Source organism: Borreliella mayonii (assembly GCF_001945665.1).
Taxonomy (GTDB): domain Bacteria; phylum Spirochaetota; class Spirochaetia; order Borreliales; family Borreliaceae; genus Borreliella; species Borreliella mayonii.
In genome coordinates this window covers 880,299-904,387 of the sequence record NZ_CP015780.1, presented here as the reverse complement: position 1 = coordinate 904,387, position 24,089 = coordinate 880,299, and the positions used below count along the sequence as shown (strand labels likewise).

Below are 24,089 nucleotides of genomic sequence, written 5' to 3'. Positions count from 1 at the left end.
ATAATATAATCTAATAGTATAAAAATTGATTTAAATCTAAAAAACTATTTTATACAACAACACTACTTATACATAATAACATATAAAAACTATCTAATATTATAAATAACATTAGATAAATTGCTTATATTTTGACCGAAAGAAAATAAGCTATCAGCTGTCCTTCTTAAAAACTCAAATAAATATTAGCTATAATAACTAAAATAGAAATAAAGAACTCAATAATGAATAATGGTAAAACAAACTTAAACCACGTACCATAACTCAATCTAGATATCCCCAATACAGCCATTATAACTCCACTAGTAGGTGTTATTAAATTAATAAGTCCAGATGAAGTTTGCATAGCAATAACAACTGAAGATCTTGGAATTGACAAAAAATCAGCAAGTGGAGCCATTATTGGCATAGTGAGACTAGCATGACCTGATGAAGATGGAACAATAAATCCTATAAATATTTGAATAATTTCATTCAATATGATAAAAAAGGGCCTTGGAAGATTGTATAAAAAATTAGTAGCAGCATTTAACATAGTATCTGTAATTAACCCATCATCACATACTATCATAACACCTCTAGCAAGCCCAATAACAAGAGCAGCAGTTAAAAGACTTTCAGAACCTTTGATAAACGCATCCCACATTTCAGATTCACCCAATCTACAAATAAAAGCTGCTATAATAGCAACCCCAAGATACAGCATTGTCATTTCTTGCATCCACCAACCAAGATTAACAATACTAAATATCAAAATCAATATCATAAATCCAAATAAAAGTAAAACTAATTTATGAGCAAAAGTAAACTCAAGAGCATTCTGAGTATTATCTCCAGCAGAAAGCCCATTTTTTTTTTCAAAATATTGATAATGTTCATTTTTTTGAGAATACACAAGTGATTTTGAAGGATCCTTTTTAATTTTAGATGCATAAACATAGACATAGATTATAGCAACTAATACTGATATAAAATAAAGAACAATTCTAAAATAAAATCCATCCTGCAAACTAATAGAAGCTATTGCAGAGGCAATTCCTGTAGCAAATGGATTTACAGTAGAAGCCATAGTACCCACTCCAGCCCCCAAGGCAATAATAGCCGCTCCAACAAGACTATCGTAACCCAAAGCTACTATCAAAGGAATCATAACAAAATAAAAAGGGAGGGTCTCTTCACTCATTCCAGTTACAGTTCCACCAATTGAAAAAATGAACATTAATAAAGGAATAAGCAATTTATCTTTGTGCCCCAACTTCTTTATTAAACAATAGATTCCCGCATCTATTGCTCCTGTTTTCATAATAATCCCATAGGCACCCCCAACAATTAAAACAAAAATAACAACTTCAGCTGCATGTTCCATCCCTTTTGACATTGCAGTTAAAATAGTCATAATAGGGTGCAAAAATCCCCTAGGCCCTCGATCTATAGGCTGATAAGTTCCAGCAATAATTATTTCTCTCTTAGATCCATCATCCATTTGCTTAAACTCTTTATCAAACTTACCAGCAGGAATCACATACGTTAATATGGTAACAAATACAATTAAAGAAAATATTATTGTAAAACTACTTGGCATTTTGATCATAACCTTCCTCCTAAATAATTTTATAAATTTAATTTCATATAAAAAATACCGTTATCCCAAAGTAGCTACCATAATAGCTTTAATGGTATGTACTCTATTTTCAGCCACATCAAAAACAATTGAATTTTTACTTTCAAAAATTTCTTCTGTAACTTCAATTCCATCAAGTCCGTATTTATCAAAAATATCCTTACCAATCACGGTGTTTAGGTCATGAAAAGCGGGCAAACAATGTATAAATATTGCATCATCTTTTGCTATACCCATTACCTCTTTATTAACCTGATAAGACTTTAGAAGATTTATTCTATCTTCCCAATTATTCTCTCCCATAGATACCCATACATCCGTATACACAACATCAGCACATTTAACAGCCTCTTCTTTAGAATCTGTAATTGTAATTTTACCCCCACTCTCTAGAGCCAAAGACCTAGCCTTAAGAGTCAAATCGGAGTCTGGGAAAAGCTCTTTGGGGGCAAAAATTCTAAAATCAAGTCCCATAATAGCACAACCTTTCAACAAAGAATTGGCAATATTCCCCCTACCATCGCCACAAAATACTATTTTAATCGCTTTTAAGCTCCCCTTATATTCTTTTATCGTCATTAAATCAGCTAGTATTTGGGTTGGGTGAGAAATATCTGTCAAACCGTTGTAAACAGGAACATTAGAATAATTTGCCAAACATTCAACGGCTTGTTGAGAATATCCTCTAAACCCAATAGCATCATACATGCGCCCCAAAACTCTGGCAGTATCTATCATAGATTCTTTTGAGCCTATTTGATTGCCATTAGGTCCTAAATAAGTAATATTTGCTCCTTGATCATACGCTGCAATCTCAAAAGCACACCGCGTTCTTGTTGAATCTTTCTCAAAAATTATAACTATATTTTTACCCTTAAGTTTCTGCACTTCAATTCCCGCATATTTTGATTTTTTTAAATCAATCGATAAATCAAGTAAATATTCAATATCTTTGCTTGTAAAATCTAAAAGATTTAAAAAGCTCCTATTTCGTAAATTATACATCAACCCCCCAAACCTTTACAATCAAGTTTTTAAAAACTCATTTAACTCATACAAATATTAAATATTCTCTCTTACTAAAGGCATAGACATACATCTTGGCCCGCCACGACCTCTTGAAAGCTCGCTAGACGGAATTCTATGAACTTTAATACCATTCTCTTCAAACAACTTATTAGTCACATGATTTCTAGAATAAGCAATTACTTCTCCCGGAGCTATCGCCAAAATATTAGCACCATCATTCCATTGCTCTCTTGCACCATGTATTAAGTCTCCACCTGCACATTTTATTATGTCAATCTTCCTGCCTAGATAAAAACTTAAAACATCTCTAAGCTTAGATTTTTCTTTTTTAATATTAATTTTACTAGAACTTGAATTATAAGTTAAAACATAAATTGAAAAATACATATCATCACTCGTAAAACTTGTAAAAACACTATAATCGATTTGAGTAAAAACTGTATCCAAGTGCATATAAGCTCTATTTTTTGGAATTTTAAAAGCCAAAATTGTGTTAAATGAAGTCTTATTTTCAAAAAGACTAGCAGCTAGTTTTTCTACAGACTCTGCTTCTGTTCTTTCTGAAATTCCAATAACCAAAAGATCTTTATTTAAAACAAACTCATCCCCACCTTCCAAAGAAGTCTCTTCCCATCTATTAAACCAAATTGGAACATTTTTTTTGTAAATAGAATGATATTTAAAAATATACTCTGCAAATATTGTCTCTCTGCGCCTAACCTTAGTAAACATTTTATTTATTGTAATTCCATTACCAATACTGGCAAAAGGATCCCTGGTAAATAAAACATTGGGCATAGGATCAATAATAAAAAGACTTACGCCATTAACCAAATCATCAAGAGAAGATGCATAATCTTTAAGCTCTTCTCTTGCAACACCTGAAATCATTTTAGAAACCATATTATCAACAGTTAAATTAGAAAAATAATCTTTTAAAATATTAATTGCACTATCTGTTTTTATTTCTGCTTCCAGAATGAATTGAGATATAAATTTATTTTTGAGCGCTACAGAAGAAACAAGAACCTCACTAACAAGATCCTCAACATACTCAATTTCAACAGAATTATTTTTTAAAGCATTTACAAAAACTTCATGCTCTTGTTTTGCAACTTTAAGATAAGGAATATCATCAAATAAAAAATTTTTCATAATAAAGGGTGTTAAATTTTCTAATTCCTCTCCTGGTCTATGAAGCAAAACTTTTTTCAAACGACCTATTTCTGAAAATATATTTATTGGATTTAAATATTCTCCCATCAATTTCCCCTTTATAAAAATTGCCATATATTAAAATATTACAGTTTATATTAAAAGATATCAACTATTTTTAATATTTTTAAAAAAACAAATGTAAAAATTCTAAAAACAAAAAAGAAGTTCTAAAATAGAACTTTTAAAAATCAAAAACATTAACAATAATTATGCTAAAATACTATTAATGAAGAAAATTAATAGATTATTAATACTGACTGTACACACTTTATTATTCTCTTGCGCCTTAATTACAGATAACAAGTCAAAAAATCTAAGCACATCAGAAATCATATTAACACAAAAAACACCACTAGAAAGCTCTTTAATAAAAAATCCTTCTAGTGTAGAATATCGAATACCAATATCCAGTATCCAAGAAATTTTAAATAAAAATGATAATTCTTTTTTAATAAAACAAACAGCAGCAAAAATCAAAATAAGCCCACAAAAACTAGAAGAAATAAAAAACTATCTAAACGCTTATAAAAATTATTTAAATAATGAAACAGAATGGATAAAGTTTTTAGAACAAAGCAGTGTTAATGGCAATCTAACAATTAAAATTGATACTTCCTTTGAAAAAAAAATAAATTTTAATCATACAAATTCAGATAATGAAAATTTAACAGAACTAATAGAATTGCAAATGCACCTAGAAAAAGAAATTTTAAACTTAATTGAGCAAACATTTCATGATAAAAATTTAGGATACATAAAATTAAGCCACATTAATTCATTCTTTCCTCAAGAAAATATACACTCAATAACAAAAGAAATAATAGATGGAGAAGAATATGTTGCGCCGCACATAATAGCAAATCAATTATTAAAAATAAAAGATAAAAAATATTTTGAACAATTTATGCACTTTCTAAAAGTTGAAAACAGCACAATAAAAACAATAATTGAAAAACAAAAAATTTCAGATCTTCACAATGAATTGTATTATTCAAAACAACCACCGCCCACGCCCACCAGAAGAAGAAAAAGATCAACTGACTCCGATAATAACAATAAATACGACATAATACCAAAAATAATAGACCCAAATACAGGCATTGAAATTACCCCTAGGAGTTTAAGATCTCTTTTATCAAACGGCGACATAATACTAATCAAACCAAAAATAGATTGGACAGAGTTTTTTTATTTTTGGCAACATGTAGGAATATTTGATGAAGAAAAATACGAAGCTACTAAAAAAATTGCATTCAATGGAAATGATAGTTTTGATATAAAATCAATAATTACAAGCAATCAAATCAAATTCGATACAGCATCTACTCAAGGCTCAGGATATGAAAAACTTTCAACATATGTACAATCAAGAATATTAAAAATATTCTCGCCAATAACAGACACAAGAACAATTCAAAAAGCTATTAATTTTGGAAGAAGCAGATACATTGACAATAACTTTGGATATATGGTTCCATTAATATCCTCTAATTTATGGACAGATTCATTTAATCTTGAAGAAATTCACAGCAAAACCTATTGTTCTTTAATGGTTGATAGAATATATAAAACAGTAGGACTTAATGTATCAAGAAATTACGAAATTTCGGGAATAATTACTCCTGGAGAAATAAATGCAGCCGCTTACAATTTTTACATGTCTTATACGATTACAGGAATACTACCAAGCGCGCTTCCAAAAAGACTCATTAAACCAACATTAAAAGAAAAATTCATTGGTTACAATAAAGAAATAGTAGACACAATAGAGTTAAAAAAATCTAAAGAAAAAATTTTTGGAAAAGCTTGCAATATAACAAACCTCTGGTGCTCAGGAAGTTAATTACCTATGGACAAATATTATGCATGCATTTTGATCAATAGTAATGAAAGAATTATTTTCAAATCTTGGGAAGAATGCAAAACTGCTATTAAAGGAAAAAATAATAAAATAAAAAGTTTTAAAACAATAGAACAAGCTCAAAATTGGCTACTTGATAATGAGAATAAAATTCATCATCACCCAATTGGAATATATTTTGATTCTGGAACAGGAAGAAGAAAGGGTATAGAAATTAGAGTTGTAAACGAAAAAAAGATTCCAATATTGGACAAAATCCTAGATAAATCCTTGATTAATGAATATGGAAATCATTATGTCAAAAATTTTCAAGGAATTAGTAATAATTTTGGAGAACTGCTTGCCCTATATACAGCGCTCAAAATAGCATTAAAAGAAAATATAACAAACATATTTGGCGACAGTAAATTAATAATTGACTATTGGTCAAAAGGAATTTATAATAGCAAAAAATTAAAACAAATTACTATTAATTTAATCAAAAAGACAGTTGAACTAAGGAAAAAATTTGAAGAACAGGGTGGAAAAATTTCTTTTATTCCAGGAAATGAAAATATTGCAGATCTTGGTTTTCATAAAACTAAGCAGAAATAGTGCCAAAAAATACATAAAAACAATATTTCTGATTTCAATGGTTTATTTTTATTGTTGTACAACAATAAAAATAAACCATGATTATGAAACTGATTTTAAAGTTCTAGAATCTCCCTCTAAATACATTAACATAGATGTAATTAAAGCTACAAATGAATATATTTATATTCAAATTACAAACAATAGCTTAGACGTAGTAAAAATAAATTGGCAAAACACTAGTCTTAACAACGATAAGATCGTCTTAAAAAAAGAAGATCTTACAATAAACAATGAAATAAAGTATAAAAATAAATATAGAGAGTTTTTTATTGGTCCTAAAACTTCATTTAAATTTAAAGCATATCCACTAAAAATTCTCTCTCAAAACAAAAATAGTAACAACTTAAGCCCAGCCATTAAATATCCATCTATTTTAAAACTCAATATAACAAAAGTGGGAATTGAGGCAAAAAAAACAATAAATGTTTTAATAACAAGAACTATAAAAATCAATGTTACTAACACATAAAAATTGTTATTATTTTTTTGCTTTTCTATTAATGATAAGCTCATAGCTTGTATCTTTATTGTTTTCAAATGATGCTTTTATAGGAGCAAAAAAATTCCAAGAAATATAAATTGTAAAATTATTTCTCCAAATAGGAGAATAAATCCCGTCAGATCCTATTAGCAAATCTGGTTCCAAATTATATTCACCAACAAACTTCCAATCATAAAAATTGAATTTAAAGCCTGATGAAAATTTTTTAATTTTAAAAAGTGAATCTTTTCTGTCTTGAGAATTAAAGAAATTGAAAGATTTTAATAAATCAGTGAAGACATTAACGGTCTCAAGCCCAATTTGATCCATATATCCTTTAAAGTATTTAAAAGTCTTAGTATTAATAGAAAAAGTAGAAAAGTAAATTTCTAAAAATTCTGTATATTTGAGCTTCAAAGTCAATGCAGATCGAAGTTCATTATCCGTAAATTTCTGTAAATTTATTTTCCAGCCAAAATCTATTCCTAAGTTAAAAGAAAGTTTCTTATCAAAAAAAGTTAAAACATACAATTCCTTCTTGTAACTAGAATCAAAAGAATATGGAACAAGTTTGGTTGTAGTACCAATCTTAGAAAAATCTCCTTTTAAAGAATCATAATTATATTCAAAATCATCTTTCATAGCAAACAAAAACTGAAAATCAAAAACATTAAGCTTAAAAGAAAGCTCGGAAACTCTATTTATCAAAGGATCATAAGCAGCTAAGAAACTGAATTTAAAATAATCCAAATATCTTGGCTCAATTTTATAATACAAAGCAGGAGACATTTCTAAATTTTTATAAGGCGATGATGGTTTTTGAGGCTCCAAAGGATTTTGAACAGCAGAAATTCCAGGATTTTTAGCATCTTCTTTAAACTTTTTATAATATTTAATTCCAATCCCAGCTTCTTGTAATAAATAAGGAAAATCTAAAGAAAGTTTAAGCTCAGAAGAAGCCTTAATATCTTCAAAACTATTTTTTAATTCGCCTGAAAGCTCGGTAGTAAAATAATCATAATCATAAATCAAAGAAGCTGTTAAACTTTGATAAAAAGTTTCTGGATCAGATAAAAAAATACTACTATTTTTATTAACCAAAGATTTTACATCAGAATCATATTTTTTATTAAATGAATATAAAGTAGCCTTATTTTCAAAATTTAAAGTACTTCTAGAAAATAAAGGATACCTAATAAAAGGAAGCAAGTTTAAATTTATTTGGTTAATAATAGAGTGCTCACTTTTTTTATCTTTATCTTCAACCTTAAAATCTTTATTTAAAGGATTATACTCAATAGTATTAAGATATAATAAATTTTCAAAAGTAATTAAACGATTATAAAAATCAGCATGAATTTTTATATCCGTTTTATTTTTTATATCAAATAAATAATTTTTTATCTCATAATTAAAGTCCTTTGGGCTTGTTATGCCATAATTATTAAAAAAAACATTATTTCTTAAATAAGGATTAATGCCAAACCTAATAAAAAAAGAATCAAATTGATCAATATTTTTTAAAGTAATTGGTTCTGGAGGAATATATAAATCTTTAGTCAATTCTGTTGTTTTTTTAGTATTTTTTTCCCTCACACTCTTTTTATCATTATTTTTATCTTCTAGATTTTTAACTTCTGGACGCATTATCATTTCTTTAGTATCATCTGAAAATGTCCATTGATTATTGTAAAGATCTTTTTGGAAATTTAAATCAATATATGGAGCATAAATTCTATCCAGATAAAACCATTTTCTTGTAGGATCATTAGTCTCTTTTGGCCTCTCCAAAGGAGATTTAACATAAATATTTTCATAGCCCGACAATTTAAAATTTAAGCCTAAATTATTTAATTTATAATCTAAAATTGAACCGTCATTAAATGTTCGCTTATAAAAAGAAGATAAATTCCAATCAAAAGTGCTAATGCTGGTTTGCTCTTTAACCGAATCTTTATCTAAATTTAAAAGAGAAAAAAATGTAGCGCTTTCTATTCTCTCTCTAAAATCAATATTAACATATGGATCGGAATAATGCTCTAAAACAACCGAAAAAAGCGCATCACTTAAAAGAAATTCTGTTTTAAATTTAAGTAAATACCTAAAAGGAACTTCAAACCCAAATATATCTCCTTTGTTAAGATTAGAAAAACTAAAAAGAGATTGTTTTAAAGCCCTATTGTCAAAAGGATAATATCCTCCATCGTAACTATAAACATTCCTAGTAAAACCTAATCCAAGATTTCCTTCCAAAGTTTTAAAATGCCCCAAAGTATTGCCCAAATTAAAATCAATTCCAGAATAAAATCCCAGATTAGCATAAATGTCAAAAATCAACTTAACATAATCTTTACTAAGACTGGGTGCTAAATTTTCTGCAAAAAAATAAGTTAAATATCCATTTCTTATATAAGGTTTTTTACCTGAACTATAAACAGAATTGAAATCAAAATCCAAAAAAGAAGAATCTTCACCTGAAGATTTATTACCAAAAAGATAAATAGTATTAAAAACAGAAAAGCCTTTTCGTGGATTTAAGCTTAAAGATGGATTAAAAAATAAACTATCTCCCGGTCTGAAAAAAAAAGGAATATAAAATACTGGAACTCTTCCCATGTAAAATATAGCATTTAAAAACCCAAAATCTCCTGAAGGCAATACCCATATCTTAGAAGCCTTGATTGAATAGTAAGGCTCTGGAATTTTACTAGTTGTTGCAAAAGCTTGTTCCAAAATAGCAACATCATTGTCCATCTTTTTTAAAACCTTTCCTCCAAAAGAAAGAATATGATCTATTTGATTTTTTTGCATTTTTTTTTGAAGAATACCATCTTTTAATAGAAAATTTTGAGAATCAAAATCAACAAAAAATTCATTACCATAAAAATAAAGCTTTTCATTGTTATCCATATCAAGAATATATTCGACATTTCCAATAGAATAAAGTTTTTTAGAGTTCCTATTAAGAACTATCCTGTCACCTTTAATATTGTGTTTTTTATTCTCTTTAATATCTTCAACCAAGATATTAACTCTTCCTTCAAAAACAACGCTTTCATCCTTAGTAAGTCCATAAGTGAAATTTTCAAGATTGTCTGTAGTTTCAATTATTATTTTATATCTACCAGACCCAGCAAGTCCCTTTCCTTTGACAAAAAGCTCAGGATCTATTCCAAACTTTTTTAAAAGCAATTCTCGTATTTTTAAAACATCTGTTTCTTTTATACCCTCTTGCAAGGCCCATTTTTTCAAATCTTCATCAGTTGAAAGCTCAAGTTCTCTTAAATAAGATTTTTGACTTAAAGTTAGCTTGTCTCTTTTTTTAGAATTTTCGTCATTTACAGTCTGGGCAAAAATTGCATTACAAAATGTTAAAAAAATTAAAAATATTATAAAAGATTTTTTAAAAACATCCCTGTATAGGAATTCTCGCATTTTGCAACCTCTTCAGGAATACCAGAAACAACGATATTCCCCCCTGCCAACCCACCATCAGGACCTAAATCTATTATATAATCTGCCTGTTTAATTACATCCAAATTATGCTCTATGAGTACAACTGTATTCCCATTGGAAACCAATCGCTGCAAAACCTCTAACAACTTCTTTATGTCATCAAAATGCAGCCCAGTTGTTGGTTCATCAATAATATAAAAGGTTTTACCTGTGCTCTTTTTACTTAACTCAAAAGCCAACTTAATGCGCTGAGCTTCACCCCCTGATAAGGTTGTTGCAGATTGTCCTAATTTAATGTATTCAAGCCCAACTTCAATCAAAAATTTTAAATAATGGCTAATTTTGGGGACATTCTCAAAAAATTGACTTGCTTCAAACACACTCATTTCTAAAACATCGTGTATATTTTTTCCTTTGTACCTAACTTCTAAAGTTTCTTCATTAAATTTTTTACCCTTACACAAATCACAAGGAACAAAAACATCTGGTAAAAAATGCATTTGAATATTAAGATATCCATCTCCTTGACATTTCTCACACCTTCCACCTTTAACATTAAAAGAAAATCTACCGGCTTTAAAACCCCTTGACTTTGCATTCGGAAGCTTAGCAAAAAGCTCCCTAATTTCTGTAAAAAATCCAACATAAGTTGCTGGGTTTGACCTTGAAGTTTTACCTATTGGTTTTTGATTTATTTGAATAATTTTATCAATTTTTTCGTACCCTACAATGTCTTTAAAACCATCGCAATACTTTTCATTAAGCTTCAATCTACTATCAAGAGCTGGATATAAAACCTCGTTAAGCAAAGTACTTTTTCCACTGCCAGAAACACCTGTTATTACGGTAAAAACTCCCAAAGGGATGCTTACGTCTATATTTTTAAGATTGTTTTTATTAGAACCTAAAAGCAAAATTTCTCCCTTATCTGCCTTTCTTCTAGAGCTTGGAATATCTATTTTAAACTTGCCACTCAGATATTGACCAGTTAAGCTATTTTTGCTATTTAAAATATCAATTAAGGCTCCCTTTGCAACTATTTCGCCTCCAAGAATTCCAGCACCAGGACCCATATCAATAATATAGTCTGCGGTACGCAAAGTTTGCTCATCATGCTCAACAACAATTACCGTATTGCCAAGATTTTTAAGATTAACAAGAGTAGAGATTAATTTTTCGTTATCTCTTTGATGAAGACCAATACTTGGCTCATCAAGAACATAAATAACACCTGAAAGTGCTGAGCCTATCTGAGTAGCAAGCCTAATACGCTGAGCCTCACCACCAGATAAACTGCCTGATATTCTATTTAAATACAAATAAGAAAGACCAACATCAATTAAAAATTTAAGCCTACTTTTAATTTCCTTTAAAATTTCTTTAGATATTTTTTCATCCACCAAATCAAGCTGCAAGTTTTCAAAAAATACATAAGAGTCAAATACAGACAAATTAGTAAGATCTTGAATATCTCTGCCATTGATTTTCACAGTCAAAGCTCCAGCACTTAAACGTTTCCCTTTACATGAATTACATATTTTTTTAGACATTAAATTCTCGTAAAAAATTTTAGTGCTCTCTGATTCTGTTGTAAGATATCGTCTTTTTAAAAGAGGCAAAAGTCCTTCAAATGTCTTAGAATAATGAAATCCTCCATCTACCTCCTTTGCTTCCATTTCTTTGGACTGATAAATAAAATCTATTTTTTCATTTGAGCCGTATAAAATCTGTTTAAGAACTTTGTCTGAAATATCTTTTATAGGGGTATTTAAATCAAAATTATAATGTTTGGCAAGTCCTTTAAAAATAGCCACAGACCAAGATGAACTTGTCTTAAACGTAATAAAAGCATCATCATTAAAAGAAAGACTAGTATCAGGGCAAATGCTCTCAAAATCAAACTCAAGTGTAACGCCAAGACCAGAGCACTCGCTGCAAGCACCAAATGGACTATTAAATGAAAAAAGTCTGGGCTCTATAAGAGGAAGTGAAAATCCACACAAAGGACAACTATTATGCTCTGTAAAAAGTTTGTCTATTTTTTCCAAATCATTATCAATCTCAACTCGCAAATATCCATTAGAAACAGCAAGAGAAGTCTCAATAGATTCTGCAAGCCTAATTCGAACATTATTGCCAAGCTTAATTCTATCAACTATAATTTCAATGGTATGTTTTTTGTTTTTATGTAAATTTAAATTAAGTGCATCTTCTATTAAATAATCTTCAGAATTTATTCTAACTCTATTGAAACCTTGATTTAATATTTTCTCTAAAACCTTTTTATGAGAACCTTTAGAACCCCTTACAATTGGTGCAAAAAGTATAACCTTAGATCCCTCAGAATAACTTAAAATAGTATTAACTATTTTATCTAAAGATTGCTCTTCTATTAATCTACCATCATTTGGACAGTATGCTTTACCTATTTTCGCAAATATTAGTCTATAATAATCATAAATCTCAGTAATTGTTCCAACAGTAGAGCGGGGATTATTGCTTATTGTTCTCTGCTCAATAGCTATAGAAGGAGAAAGCCCATCTATATAATCAACATTGGGCTTTTTCATTACACCTAAAAACTGTCTTGCGTATGCTGAAACAGATTCCATATACCTTCTTTGCCCTTCTGCAAAAATAGTGTCGAAAGCTAAAGAAGACTTACCAGAGCCACTCTTGCCAGATATTACAACTAAACCATCTTTTGGAATATCAATATCAATATTTTTTAAATTATGCTCTTTTGCTCCCCTCACGATAATTTTTTTTTTCAAATTTTTTTCCAAAAATTACACCTCTCTTTTTTTACTTACGAGCTACACTAATTTTGCTACTAAGCTCTTTTATTTTATCTCTTAAAACAATTGCGTCTTCAAACCTTTCATCATTAACAGCTTCTTCTAGCTCAAATTTAAGCTTATCAATAAGCTTTTTTTTAGACAATCTCTCACCTGAAATAATTTTTTCAAAATCATAGCCAGCATTTTTATTTTTACTATTAAGTTCTTTTTCTAAAATATTTTGAATCTTTTTAACAATTGTCTTAGGAGTAATATTGTTTTTTTTATTATAATCAATTTGAATTTGACGCCTTCTATTAGTCTCCTCAATTGCCTCCTGCATAGCTACACTAATTTTGTCGTAATACATTATTACAAGTCCATTAGAATTTCTAGCAGCTCTGCCAATTGTTTGTATTAACGAAGTAGTAGATCTTAAAAACCCCACCTTATCAGCATCTAATATTGCAACAAGAGATACTTCTGGAATATCTAAACCCTCTCTAAGCAAGTTAATGCCAACAATAACATCAATTTCAGATTTTCTAAGCAACGAAATAACTTCCACTCTTTCAAGAGCATTAAGTTCTGAATGCAAATATTTTGCCTTTACGCCAAGACCTACTAAATATTCAGTCAAATCCTCAGACATTTTTTTTGTCAAAGTAGTAATTAAAACCCGCTCTTTAAGAGCTACTCTTTTTTGAATCTCACTATAAAGATCTTCCATTTGCCCATAAGAATGCCTAGTAATAATTTCCGGATCAACAAGGCCTGTGGGACGAATTATTTGATCAACAACCACACTACTTTTCTCATTTTCTTCAAAACCTGGAGTTGCAGATACAAACACAACTTGATTAATTAATGAGTCAAATTCATCATATTTAAGAGGTCTATTTTCAAGCGCTGCAGGAAGTCTAAACCCAAAGTTAACAAGATTTAATTTTCTAGAATAATCTCCATTATACATTCCCCTAAATTGAGGCAATGTAACATGAGATTCATCTACAAACAATAAGTAATCTTTCGGGAAAAAGTCAAAAAGACAATAAGGCCTTTCCATTGTGCTTCCAGTCAAATATTTAGAATAATTTTCAATGCCCGAACAAAATCCTGTTTCTCTAAGCATTTCCAAATCATACTCTACCCTCTGCTTAAGTCTCTCGGCTTCTACAAGCTTGCCATTATCTTTAAAATATTGACATTGAAGACTTAAATCATAAGATATTTTAGGTATCGCTTCTAATACGTTCTTATAAGGAATGACAAAATAAGATTTAGCAAAAAGAGTAAAACTATTTGTAGCTCCTAAATTTTTTTTAGAAAATGAACTAATCCTATATATTTCAACAATTTCATCAAAATCTAAACAAATTCGATAAGCAAACTCTCCATGCTCACTACTAGGCCAAATTTCAACAACATCCCCCTTAATTGAAAATTTATCTCTTTCTAGATTTATCAAAGTTCTCTCGTAATAAAGCTCTACAAAAATATCTGATATTTCTTTAATAGAAATTTTTTGACCTACAAAAAATTCTCGTGCTGATTTTTTGAAAAAATCTGGAGATCCAAGAGCATAAATTGAAGATACGGTTGCAACAACAATTACATCTCGTCTTTTAGCAAGAGAAGTTACCGTCCTTATTCGCTTAATTTCTATCTCAGCATTAATAGTAGCTTCTTTTTCAATAAATAAATCTTTTGAAGGCACATAAGATTCAGGTTGATAATAATCATAATAAGAAACAAAATATTCAACAGCATTGTTTGGAAAAAAATCTTTAAACTCCCTATAAAGTTGTGCTGCTAATGTTTTGTTATGGCTAACAACCAAGGCAGGCCTGTTTAGATCTTTAATTATATTTGCAATTGTAAAAGTCTTTCCACTGCCTGTAACACCTTTTAATGTTTGATATTTATTCCCCAGTAAAATAGAATTTTCAATCTCTTTTATTGCTTTAGGCTGATCACCAGCAGGAAGATATTCTGACTTCAAAAAAAAATCTATCATTAATTTAACGACCAAAATTTAATACATATTCTTATAAATTATATGATAATAAATTCTATATCAAGTATATAATTCATTATAAACCAATATAATTTAATTAATCTTTGTTTAAAAAAATAAAATAAAAGGGATAATTGATGCTAAAAATTGAAGCCAAAAGAAAATTGAAAAATTACATTCTTCTTGAAGAAGATATATATTTTCAAGAAGAAGCAATAAAAATTCAAAAAACAAATAATTCAACAGAAATTCTAAACAGATTTTACAAAGATCTAGAATTTGGCACCGCTGGAATAAGAGGAGTCATTGGAGCTGGAACATGCTACATAAACACATATAATGTAAAAAAAATAAGCCAAGGAATATGCAACTACGTACTTAAAATAAACAAAAACCCTAAAGTTGCAATAAGCTATGATTCAAGATATTTTTCAAAAGAATTTGCTTACAACGCTGCTCAAATTTTCGCCTCAAATAATTTTGAAACATATATATATAAAAGCTTAAGACCTTCTCCCCAGCTATCTTATACAATAAGAAAATTTGATTGTGATGTTGGTGTCATGATAACAGCAAGTCATAATTCAAAAGAATATAATGGCTATAAAGTATATTGGAAGAGTGGAATCCAAATAATACCACCTCATGACACACTAATAACTAATGAAATTAAAAAAGTAAAAAACATAATAAATACAATTACTATAAAAGAAGGTATTGAAAAAAGGATCATCAAAGAACTTGACAATGAGATAGACGAAGAGTATGTAAAAACAATAAACAAAGAATTCCCTGACTTTGAAAAGAAGAGCAAAGAAACAAACTTAAAAATAGCCTACACAGCACTACATGGCACCGGCGGAACCATAATAAAAAAACTCTTTGCAAATAGCAAAATACAGCTTTTTTTAGAAAAAAGTCAAATACTACCAAACCCTGAATTTCCAACAATAAATTATCCTAATCCAGAAAAAAAAACATCAATGCTTAAAGTAATAGAACTTGCAAAAAAAGAAGATTGTGACATTGCCCTTGCAACAGATCCAGATGCTGACAGAATGGGAATTGCATTTAAAGATCAAAATGAATGGATATTCTTAAACGGAAATCAAATATCATGCATTTTAATGAACTATATACTCTCAAAAGAAATAAATCCTAAAAATACATTTGTAATATCATCGTTTGTAACAACACCAATGCTAGAAAAAATTGCAAAAAAGCATGACTCTCAAATTTTTAGAACTTACACAGGATTTAAATGGATAGGAAACTTAATTAATGAAATGGAAAAAAATGAACCAAATAAAAAATTTGCTTTTGCATGCGAAGAAAGTCATGGATATCTAATAGGAAGAAAAGTTAGAGATAAGGACGCATTTTCAGCCATAAAAGGAATTTGTTCTTTAGCGCTTGACTTAAAAGCTAAGCAACAAACAATTAAGAATTATCTTGAAAAGATATACAAAGAATTTGGATATTATGAAGAATTTAATATAGAAAAAAATTTTGAGGGAGCCAATGGGGAAATTCAAAGAGAAGAACTAATGCTAAAACTAAGAAAAGAACAAAAAGCACAATTCGCAGGAATTAAAATAATCGAAAAATTAGACTATAAAACTCTTAAAAAGATTAACTTCAAAAAAGAAATTTCAGAAATCAAAGAATATGAATGCCCTATAAATGCAATAAAATTTATACTTGAAAACGAAATTGTAATAATTGTAAGACCTTCTGGAACAGAGCCAAAAATTAAATTTTACATATCTATAAAATTAGAGTATAAGGAAAAACATAAAATATTTGGTATAATAAATGCAATAAAGATGGAGATAAAAAAATATTAACATAACAGAAAATTTAATAAATTTGGTAGAAATAGATTCAAAAGAAATTGCAAGAAAAAATAAAAATAAAGAAGTTTCAATTTGGCACTTATTAATGTCTATAATTACTACTCCCAAAAAATCTGAAATAAAATTTATAGATACTAAAACTCTAAAAAACATTAAACAAGAAGCTATATGCGAAATAGATAAATTAGAGAAAATTTTAATAGAAAAAAACGAGATAATTATTCCAAAAATCAATAAAGAAATCTTTACCCTCATAAAAGAAGCTAAAAAGGAATTTAAATCCAAACCCTTAATAGGGGCAAAAGAAATTTTTTATCAAATATTAAAAAATAAAAAACTTCTTAAAAAGCACAAACTAAGTAAATCTAGCTTTAACTTTAAAGATCAAAATATATTAGAATACATGGAAAAAAATAAAATAAGATTAATTGAAACCTACAAAGAATTTGATGAAGAAATACGACTTGAAAATGAACACTTCGAAATTGAAAAGTATGTTAAAAATTTAACAGCACTTGCAAAAGATAGAAAATTAGACCCTTTGATTGGAAGAGAAACAGAGATTAAAACTCTTACAAATATACTCCTGAGAAGAAACAAAAATAGCGCAATGCTAATAGGCGAACCTGGCGTAGGGAAAACAGCAATAGTTGAAGGACTTGCATCAAGCATAGTACAAAAAAAAATAAGTAGCAAACTACAAAACAAAACAATTTTAATGCTTAAGGTTTCAAACTTGGTATCGGGAACAAAGTATAGAGGGGAGTTTGAAGATCGTTTAAATAATATAATTAAGTATATTGAAAAAAATAAAAACACAATCATATTTATTGACGAAATACACACTTTAATAGGAGCTGGAAACTCCGAAGGAGCTCTTGATGCGTCAAACATACTAAAACCATCACTTTCTAGAGCTGAAATACAAATTATTGGAGCAACTACTTATAATGAATATCGAAAATATATTTCAAAAGACAAAGCATTCGCCAGAAGATTCCAAACAATTACTGTAAGAGAGCCCGATGAAAAAGATACACTAAAAATAATCGAAAATATTGCAAAAAATTTTGAAGACTATCATGGAGTGATCTATGAAAAAAGCGCTCTTTTAAATATAGTAAAACTTTCATCCAAATATCTAATAAACAAAAGATTCCCAGATAAAGCAATAGATATAATAGACATTGCCGGTGCAATCAAAAAGGAAGAACTTACAAAAGACAAGGTCATAACATCAGATGATATACAAAAAGTAATAAATGAAATATTATCCATTAAAACAGCAAACAACATAAAAGAAGAAATTTTAGAATTAAAAGAAGTAGAGAGTAAAATCAATCAAAAAGTGATCGGACAAAAACATGCAATAAGCGAACTTATTAAAGAAATTGTTAAAGTCAAACTTGGACTTAATGACGATTCTAAACCTTTAACCTCAATATTGCTAATAGGATCAAGTGGATGCGGAAAAACTACTTTAACTGATGAAATATCTAAAAAAATTATCAAGGATCAAAATTCAGTATTAAGACTAGACATGTCAGACTACAAAGAAGAAAGCTCTATTTCAAAATTAATTGGCACAAATCCAGGATACATAGGCTACTCTGATGGAGGCATTCTGACAAATAAATTAAAACATTCATTTGAAACTTTAATATTGCTTGAAAACATTGAAAATGCCCACAACTCTATATTAAACCTAATAAGTCGCATGCTTGAAAATGGAGAACTTATTGATAGCAAAGAAGACAAAATACTATTTAAAAATACAATTATAATAATGACTACAAGCGTTGGATCTAGAATGCTTCTTGGAGAAAAGAATATTGGATTCAACAAAAATCAACAAAAAGGCTTAGAAACAAAAAACTTTAAAGAAGAAATAAAACAAGATCTTGAAAAAAGATTCAAGTTGTCACTTTTAGATAGAATTCAAAAAAAAATAATCCTAAATGTCCTTACAAAGGACAATGTAGAAGAAATTTGCAAAAACTACTTAGGCACCCTTAAAACAAAATTTAACTCCAAAGGAATTGAAATAGAAATAAAAAAAGATGTTGAAAAATTCATAACCGCAAAATACTATAAAAAAAATTCAGGAGCAAGAAGCGTAATTGCTGCAATAAAAGAAAAAATAGAAGAAAATATTATCACCAAAATAGCTGAAAATCAAAACATAAATAAAATAACAATTTATTTAGAAAAAGAAAAAATAATAATAAAATAAAGAGGAATTATAATATGTTTAAAAAAGTAGAAAACAAAGCAAATTTTCCTAAAATAGAAGAAAAAATATTAAAATTTTGGAATGACAATAAAATCTTTGAAAAATCAATGGAACAAAGAGAAGGATGCGAAGAATTTACATTTTATGACGGACCGCCTTTTGCAACAGGACTTCCTCATTTTGGACATTTTGTTCCAAACACAATAAAAGACATAATTCCAAGATATCAAACAATGAAAGGCAAATATGTTAAAAGAAATTTTGGATGGGATACTCACGGACTACCTGTTGAATACGAAGTAGAAAAAAAATTAGGAATTTCTGGCAAATACGAAATAGAAAATTATGGTATTGGAAATTTTAACAAAGAATGCAAAAAAATAGTACTCAGATATACAAAAGAATGGAAAAATATAATTTTGAGGCTTGGAAGATGGGTAGATTTTGAAAAAGGCTACAAAACCATGGATATAAGCTTTATGGAATCTGTGTGGTGGGTATTTAAAAATCTTTATAACAAAGGTTTAATCTACGAAAGTTACTATGTACTACCCTATTCCCCAAAGCTTGCAACTCCACTTTCAAATTTCGAAGTGAATCTTGGAGAATACAAAGAAGTCAATGACCCATCATTAACAATAAAATTTAAAATCAAAGATAAAAACGAATATTTACTAGTATGGACAACCACCCCTTGGACATTGCCTTCAAACCTTGGAATTGCAGTAGGACAAGAAATAGAATATTCCAAAATTTTTGACAAAAAAAAAGAAGAGATTTTAATACTTGGATCAAAAAAGCTTAATAGCTATTATGACAATGAAAATGGATATACTATTATAGAAAAATTCAAAGGAAGCAAGCTTGAAGGCATAGAATATGAACCTATTTTTAACTACTTTTTAGAACAAAAAGATAAAGGGGCTTTCAAGGTATACACAGCCGATTATGTTACAACTGACGATGGAACAGGGATTGTTCATCTTGCTCCTTTTGGAGAAGAAGACTACAGAATACTTAAAAAACACACAAATGTCGATATAATAGACCCCTTAGATGCTGAATGTAAATTTACAAATCAGGTAAAAGATTTTAAAGGACTTTTTGTAAAAGATGCTGATAAAAAAATAATAGAAAACCTAAAATTACGCAATTTTTTATTCAAAAGAGAAAATTATCTGCACAGGTATCCATTTTGTTACAGAACAAACTGTCCAATTATTTACAGACCAATAAGCTCATGGTTTGTAAATGTAGAAAAAATAAAAACCAAACTCTTAGAGGTAAATGAAAAAATTAATTGGATGCCAGCCCATTTAAAAAAAGGAAGATTTGGAAAATGGTTAGAAAATGCAAAGGATTGGGCAATAAGCAGAAACAGATTTTGGGGAAATCCAATTCCAATTTGGATATGCTCAAAAACAGGAAAAAAAATTTGCGTTGGATCAAAAAAAGAGCTTGAAAACCTATCTGGTCAAAAAATCGAAGACTTACACAAAGACCGAATAGATAAAATAACCTGGCCAAGTAAAGACGGTGGCACATTTGTCAGAACAAGCGAGGTTCTTGATTGTTGGTTTGAATCTGGAGCAATGCCTTACGCAAGTAATCATTATCCATTCGCAAATGAAAGTAATTTTAAAAACATATTTCCTGCTGACTTTATTGCAGAAGGTCTAGATCAGACAAGAGGATGGTTTTATACTCTTACAATCCTGGGAGCTGCTCTTTTTGAAAACACAGCATTCAAAAACGTCATTGTAAATGGACTTGTGCTTTCAAGCGATGGAAGAAAAATGTCAAAATCATTTAAAAATTATACAGATCCAATGCAAGTAATAAACACCTTCGGAGCCGATGCCTTAAGGCTTTATTTAATAATGAGCCCCGTAGTTAAAGCTGATGATTTAAAATATAGCGACAATGGAGTAAGAGACGTTCTTAAAAACATAATAATACCCATTTGGAACGCTTATTCCTTTTTCACAACTTATGCAATAATTGATAAATTCAAGCCTCCGAAAAATCTAAGCCTAGTTAAAAACAATAGCCTTGACAAATGGATCATAAGCGAACTTGAAAGCCTAAAAAAAATACTAAATACAGAGATAGATAAATACAATCTAACAAAATCAATAGAATCTTTACTTGAATTTATAGATAAATTAAACAATTGGTATATAAGAAGATCAAGAAGAAGATTTTGGAAATCAGAAAACGATAAAGACAAAAATGACGCTTACGAAACATTATATTATGCAATCAAAACTTTAATGATTTTACTTGCGCCCTTTATTCCATTTATAACAGAAGAGATTTATCAAAATTTAAAAACTGATGAAGATAAACAATCAATACACCTCAACGATTATCCAAAAGCAAATGAAAATTTCATTAACAAAAAAATTGAAGAGAAAATAAATCTCGCAAGAAAAATAACTTCAATGGCAAGATCGCTCAGATCATTGCACAATATAAAAATACGAATGCCTATTAGTACGATATATATCGTCACAAAAAATCAAAATGAACAAAATATGTTAATGGAAATGCAAGAAATAATATTAGATGAAATAAATGCAAAAGAAATGAAAATAAAATCTAACGAAGAAGAGCTTATAACTTACAAAGCAAAAGCAAACTTTAAAGAACTTGGGAAAAAGCTTGGAAAAGATATGAAAGCAGTATCTATTGAGATTAGCAAGCTAAAAAATGAAGACATAATAAAAATAATCAATGGAACGTCTTACGAGATAAAATCAGCTAATGTAAAGCATTATTTATCATTAAATGATATAATATTAGAAAGAGAGGAAAAAGATAACTTAAAAGTAATCAATGAAGAATCTATTACAATAGGAATAGATTCGCTAATCACTAAAGAATTGTACTTAGAAGGGCTTACAAGAGAATTTGTAAGACAAATACAAAATTTAAGAAAAGAAAAAAATTTTGATGTTAGCGATAGAATAAATTTATACATAGAAAATAATGAAACATTAAAGGAAATGCTAAATAAATTTGAAAAATACATTAAAACTGAAACATTGGCCTTAAATATCATATTAAACAAAAGTAAGCTAGAAAAAAAAATAAACCTTGCCGATGACATATTTATACTAATAGGAATTGAAAAATGTTAAAAACATTAACTAAAATCACCATTTCATGTCTCATAGTGGGATGCGCCAGTCTGCCTTACAGCCCTCCAAAACAAAAACTAAATTACTTAATGGAACTTTTGCCTGACGCAAATTTATACGCCCATGTAAATTTAATTAAAAACAGGTCTATTTATAACTCCTTAAGCCCTAAATACAAATCCATTCTAGGGCTTATAAGCGATTTATACTTTAGCTATAAAAAAGAAAATAACGACTTTGCTCTACTAATAATGGGCAATTTTCCAAAAGATATTTTTTGGGGAATTCATAAAAATAGAAATACAGAATCAATAGGCAATATACTTACAAATCCAAAATGGAAACTTAAAAATTCAAATATATATATTATCCCAAACAAAGCTAGAACTAGTATTACAATAGCCCAAAAAGATAAAACCGTAAAAGACAATAATATACTAACAACAAAATACATCAAGGAAGTGGAAAAGAATGAAATGTTTTTTTGGATTCAAGATTCAGAATTACTGCTCCCAAACCAAATAGTAAGCAACAAAAATTTAATCCCTTTTAGCAGCGGAACTCTGTCTATAAACAGCTTAAATCAAAACGAATATATTTTTAAATCCTTGATCAAAACAAATAACCCGCCAATACTAAAAATATTATCAAAAAAGTTAATTCCAACTGTCTTGGCAAACATGACCAATCTCACAATATCAAGCCATATAAAGGCCACAATAAAAGACCAAAATACAGTAGAAATAGAATTTAATATTCAAAAATCTAGCGTTGAAAACCTTATAGAAAAACTAGCTTCAAATATTCAAACCTAAAATGAGGTATTATTTTGCTTTTTACAAGTAAAATAATGATACAAAGCTCCAATTTTACCAGATTCATTATTAAATTTAGTAGGCTCAAGTGTTACAAGATTTTTTATACTATTATTATTATTAAAAGCCATTTCTAAAGACCATAAATTTTCTAATTTTTCATATATTCTATCTATTAAATCGGACCTTGCGCTTATTCCTCCTCCAATCAAAATTTTTTCAGGATTCAAAATAAAAGTTAAATTAAAAATACCAAATGACAAATTTTCAAAAAATCTATCAACTTCATTTTTTGCATGAAGATTCCCATTCTCAGCTAGATCAAAAACAAATTCTCCTGAAACCTCTTTTAAAGGCTTCCCTAATCGCATAGCAACTCTTTTTCTTAAGGCCAAAACAGAAGAAATAGATTCCCATCTACAATTAAAAGGAATATTATTGCTAATACCCCTAGTAATCATAAATCCAACTTCTCCAGACATAAAAGAACTCCCTCTTAAAAGCTTGCCATTTGCAAAAATTCCAGCACCAATTCCTGTCCCAAGAGTTATAGCAATAAAATCATTAGAGTCAATAGCATTACCCTTAAATTTTTCTGCCAAGGCTACACAATTAGCATCATTTTCAATCTCTATACTTACTCCGGTTAAAGATTCTAATCGCTCTTTTAAAGGATAATTAACAAATCCAGAAATAGCATTTACCCTAATAACATTTCCCTTAAGATCAACAAACCCGGGAATACAAATTGCAACTCCCGCTATATCGCTTGATTCTTTATAAGAATTAATAAGGTTAACTAAAATATTTACTTGCTCATCAGAAGTAGCGCCCGTACTTATTTCATTTTTATCAAAAAAAACACCGCTTGAATCTGCAAGCGAATATTTAGTACTAGTCCCTCCAATATCAATTGCTAAATAACGTTTCATATTTATCCTCA

General features: G+C 28.8%; 14 protein-coding genes. 7 read left to right on the top strand and 7 right to left on the bottom strand.

All coding sequences use genetic code 11. The features are described 5' to 3' along the window. Nucleotides 1-166 precede the first annotated feature (166 nt). The 3 genes from Bmayo_RS04270 to arcA are packed head-to-tail and all read right to left on the bottom strand — an operon-like array spanning nucleotide 167 to nucleotide 3,916. Entirely contained in the window at nucleotides 167-1,591 is a 1,425-nt protein-coding gene (locus Bmayo_RS04270; protein ID WP_075552478.1) for a YfcC family protein, read from the bottom strand. 51 nt (nucleotides 1,592-1,642) lie between these two features. Next, nucleotides 1,643-2,626, bottom strand: coding sequence for an ornithine carbamoyltransferase (gene argF, locus Bmayo_RS04265; RefSeq protein WP_075552477.1), 984 nt, complete (start codon nucleotides 2,624-2,626; stop codon nucleotides 1,643-1,645). A 57-nt stretch (nucleotides 2,627-2,683) separates the two neighbouring features. After that, nucleotides 2,684-3,916 (bottom strand): arginine deiminase, encoded by a 1,233-nt coding sequence (gene arcA / locus Bmayo_RS04260; RefSeq protein ID WP_193402200.1) that lies wholly within the window; start codon nucleotides 3,914-3,916, stop codon nucleotides 2,684-2,686. A gap of 178 nt (nucleotides 3,917-4,094) precedes the next feature. Here arcA and Bmayo_RS04255 point away from each other — a divergent pair, with 178 nt between their 5' ends. From Bmayo_RS04255 to Bmayo_RS04245, 3 genes are read left to right on the top strand one after another with little or no spacing between them, the layout of a single operon-like run. Further along, nucleotides 4,095-5,711, top strand: a complete 1,617-nt coding sequence (locus Bmayo_RS04255; protein ID WP_075552475.1) for a hypothetical protein — start codon at nucleotides 4,095-4,097, stop codon at nucleotides 5,709-5,711. A 6-nt stretch (nucleotides 5,712-5,717) separates the two neighbouring features. Further along, nucleotides 5,718-6,323 (top strand): ribonuclease H family protein, encoded by a 606-nt coding sequence (locus Bmayo_RS04250; protein ID WP_075552474.1) that lies wholly within the window; start codon nucleotides 5,718-5,720, stop codon nucleotides 6,321-6,323. Further along, nucleotides 6,286-6,834, top strand: coding sequence for a hypothetical protein (locus Bmayo_RS04245; RefSeq protein ID WP_075552473.1), 549 nt, complete (start codon nucleotides 6,286-6,288; stop codon nucleotides 6,832-6,834). Before Bmayo_RS04250 ends, Bmayo_RS04245 begins: the two co-directional genes overlap by 38 nt. 9 nt (nucleotides 6,835-6,843) lie before the next feature. On the opposite strand, the gene Bmayo_RS04240 is transcribed toward Bmayo_RS04245, so the two are convergent. Genes Bmayo_RS04240 through uvrB form a run of 3 tightly spaced genes read right to left on the bottom strand, consistent with a single transcriptional unit; the run spans nucleotide 6,844 to nucleotide 15,099 of the window. Then, the gene (locus tag Bmayo_RS04240; RefSeq protein ID WP_075552472.1) at nucleotides 6,844-10,281 is read right to left on the bottom strand and encodes an LPS-assembly protein LptD; all 3,438 of its coding nucleotides are present in this window, start codon (nucleotides 10,279-10,281) and stop codon (nucleotides 6,844-6,846) included. After that, nucleotides 10,236-13,088: an excinuclease ABC subunit UvrA gene (uvrA, locus tag Bmayo_RS04235; protein ID WP_075552511.1), complete on the bottom strand. Its 2,853-nt coding sequence runs from the start codon at nucleotides 13,086-13,088 to the stop codon at nucleotides 10,236-10,238. The genes Bmayo_RS04240 and uvrA overlap by 46 nt, the downstream gene beginning before the upstream one ends. Nucleotides 13,089-13,107: 19 nt before the next feature. Beyond that, nucleotides 13,108-15,099, bottom strand: a complete 1,992-nt coding sequence (uvrB, locus tag Bmayo_RS04230) for an excinuclease ABC subunit UvrB (protein WP_075552471.1) — start codon at nucleotides 15,097-15,099, stop codon at nucleotides 13,108-13,110. A gap of 137 nt (nucleotides 15,100-15,236) precedes the next feature. Here uvrB and Bmayo_RS04225 point away from each other — a divergent pair, with 137 nt between their 5' ends. From Bmayo_RS04225 to Bmayo_RS04210, 4 genes are read left to right on the top strand one after another with little or no spacing between them, the layout of a single operon-like run. Next, nucleotides 15,237-16,946 (top strand): phospho-sugar mutase, encoded by a 1,710-nt coding sequence (locus Bmayo_RS04225; protein WP_075552470.1) that lies wholly within the window; start codon nucleotides 15,237-15,239, stop codon nucleotides 16,944-16,946. A gap of 22 nt (nucleotides 16,947-16,968) precedes the next feature. Further along, nucleotides 16,969-19,188 (top strand): AAA family ATPase, encoded by a 2,220-nt coding sequence (locus Bmayo_RS04220; RefSeq protein WP_075552469.1) that lies wholly within the window; start codon nucleotides 16,969-16,971, stop codon nucleotides 19,186-19,188. A gap of 14 nt (nucleotides 19,189-19,202) precedes the next feature. Continuing rightward, nucleotides 19,203-22,331, top strand: a complete 3,129-nt coding sequence (gene ileS / locus Bmayo_RS04215; protein ID WP_075552468.1) for an isoleucine--tRNA ligase — start codon at nucleotides 19,203-19,205, stop codon at nucleotides 22,329-22,331. Next, nucleotides 22,325-23,146 carry a hypothetical protein gene (locus tag Bmayo_RS04210; protein ID WP_075552467.1) on the top strand — a complete coding sequence of 274 codons (822 nt, stop codon included), beginning with the start codon at nucleotides 22,325-22,327 and terminating at the stop codon, nucleotides 23,144-23,146. The genes ileS and Bmayo_RS04210 overlap by 7 nt, the downstream gene beginning before the upstream one ends. On the opposite strand, the gene Bmayo_RS04205 is transcribed toward Bmayo_RS04210, so the two are convergent. Next, nucleotides 23,143-24,078, bottom strand: coding sequence for an ROK family protein (locus Bmayo_RS04205; protein WP_075552466.1), 936 nt, complete (start codon nucleotides 24,076-24,078; stop codon nucleotides 23,143-23,145). The genes Bmayo_RS04210 and Bmayo_RS04205 overlap by 4 nt on opposite strands. Nucleotides 24,079-24,089: the final 11 nt, after the last annotated feature.

Coding starts and splice junctions, on each gene's coding strand:
- Bmayo_RS04225 (WP_075552470.1), top strand. CDS start 15,237: ATGCTAAAAATTGAAGCCAAAAGAAAATTGAAAAATTACATTCTTCTT.
- Bmayo_RS04240 (WP_075552472.1), bottom strand. CDS start 10,281: ATGCGAGAATTCCTATACAGGGATGTTTTTAAAAAATCTTTTATAATA.
- Bmayo_RS04210 (WP_075552467.1), top strand. CDS start 22,325: ATGTTAAAAACATTAACTAAAATCACCATTTCATGTCTCATAGTGGGA.
- Bmayo_RS04205 (WP_075552466.1), bottom strand. CDS start 24,078: ATGAAACGTTATTTAGCAATTGATATTGGAGGGACTAGTACTAAATAT.
- Bmayo_RS04250 (WP_075552474.1), top strand. CDS start 5,718: ATGGACAAATATTATGCATGCATTTTGATCAATAGTAATGAAAGAATT.
- Bmayo_RS04255 (WP_075552475.1), top strand. CDS start 4,095: ATGAAGAAAATTAATAGATTATTAATACTGACTGTACACACTTTATTA.
- argF (WP_075552477.1), bottom strand. CDS start 2,626: ATGTATAATTTACGAAATAGGAGCTTTTTAAATCTTTTAGATTTTACA.
- uvrB (WP_075552471.1), bottom strand. CDS start 15,099: ATGATAGATTTTTTTTTGAAGTCAGAATATCTTCCTGCTGGTGATCAG.
- Bmayo_RS04270 (WP_075552478.1), bottom strand. CDS start 1,591: ATGATCAAAATGCCAAGTAGTTTTACAATAATATTTTCTTTAATTGTA.
- ileS (WP_075552468.1), top strand. CDS start 19,203: ATGTTTAAAAAAGTAGAAAACAAAGCAAATTTTCCTAAAATAGAAGAA.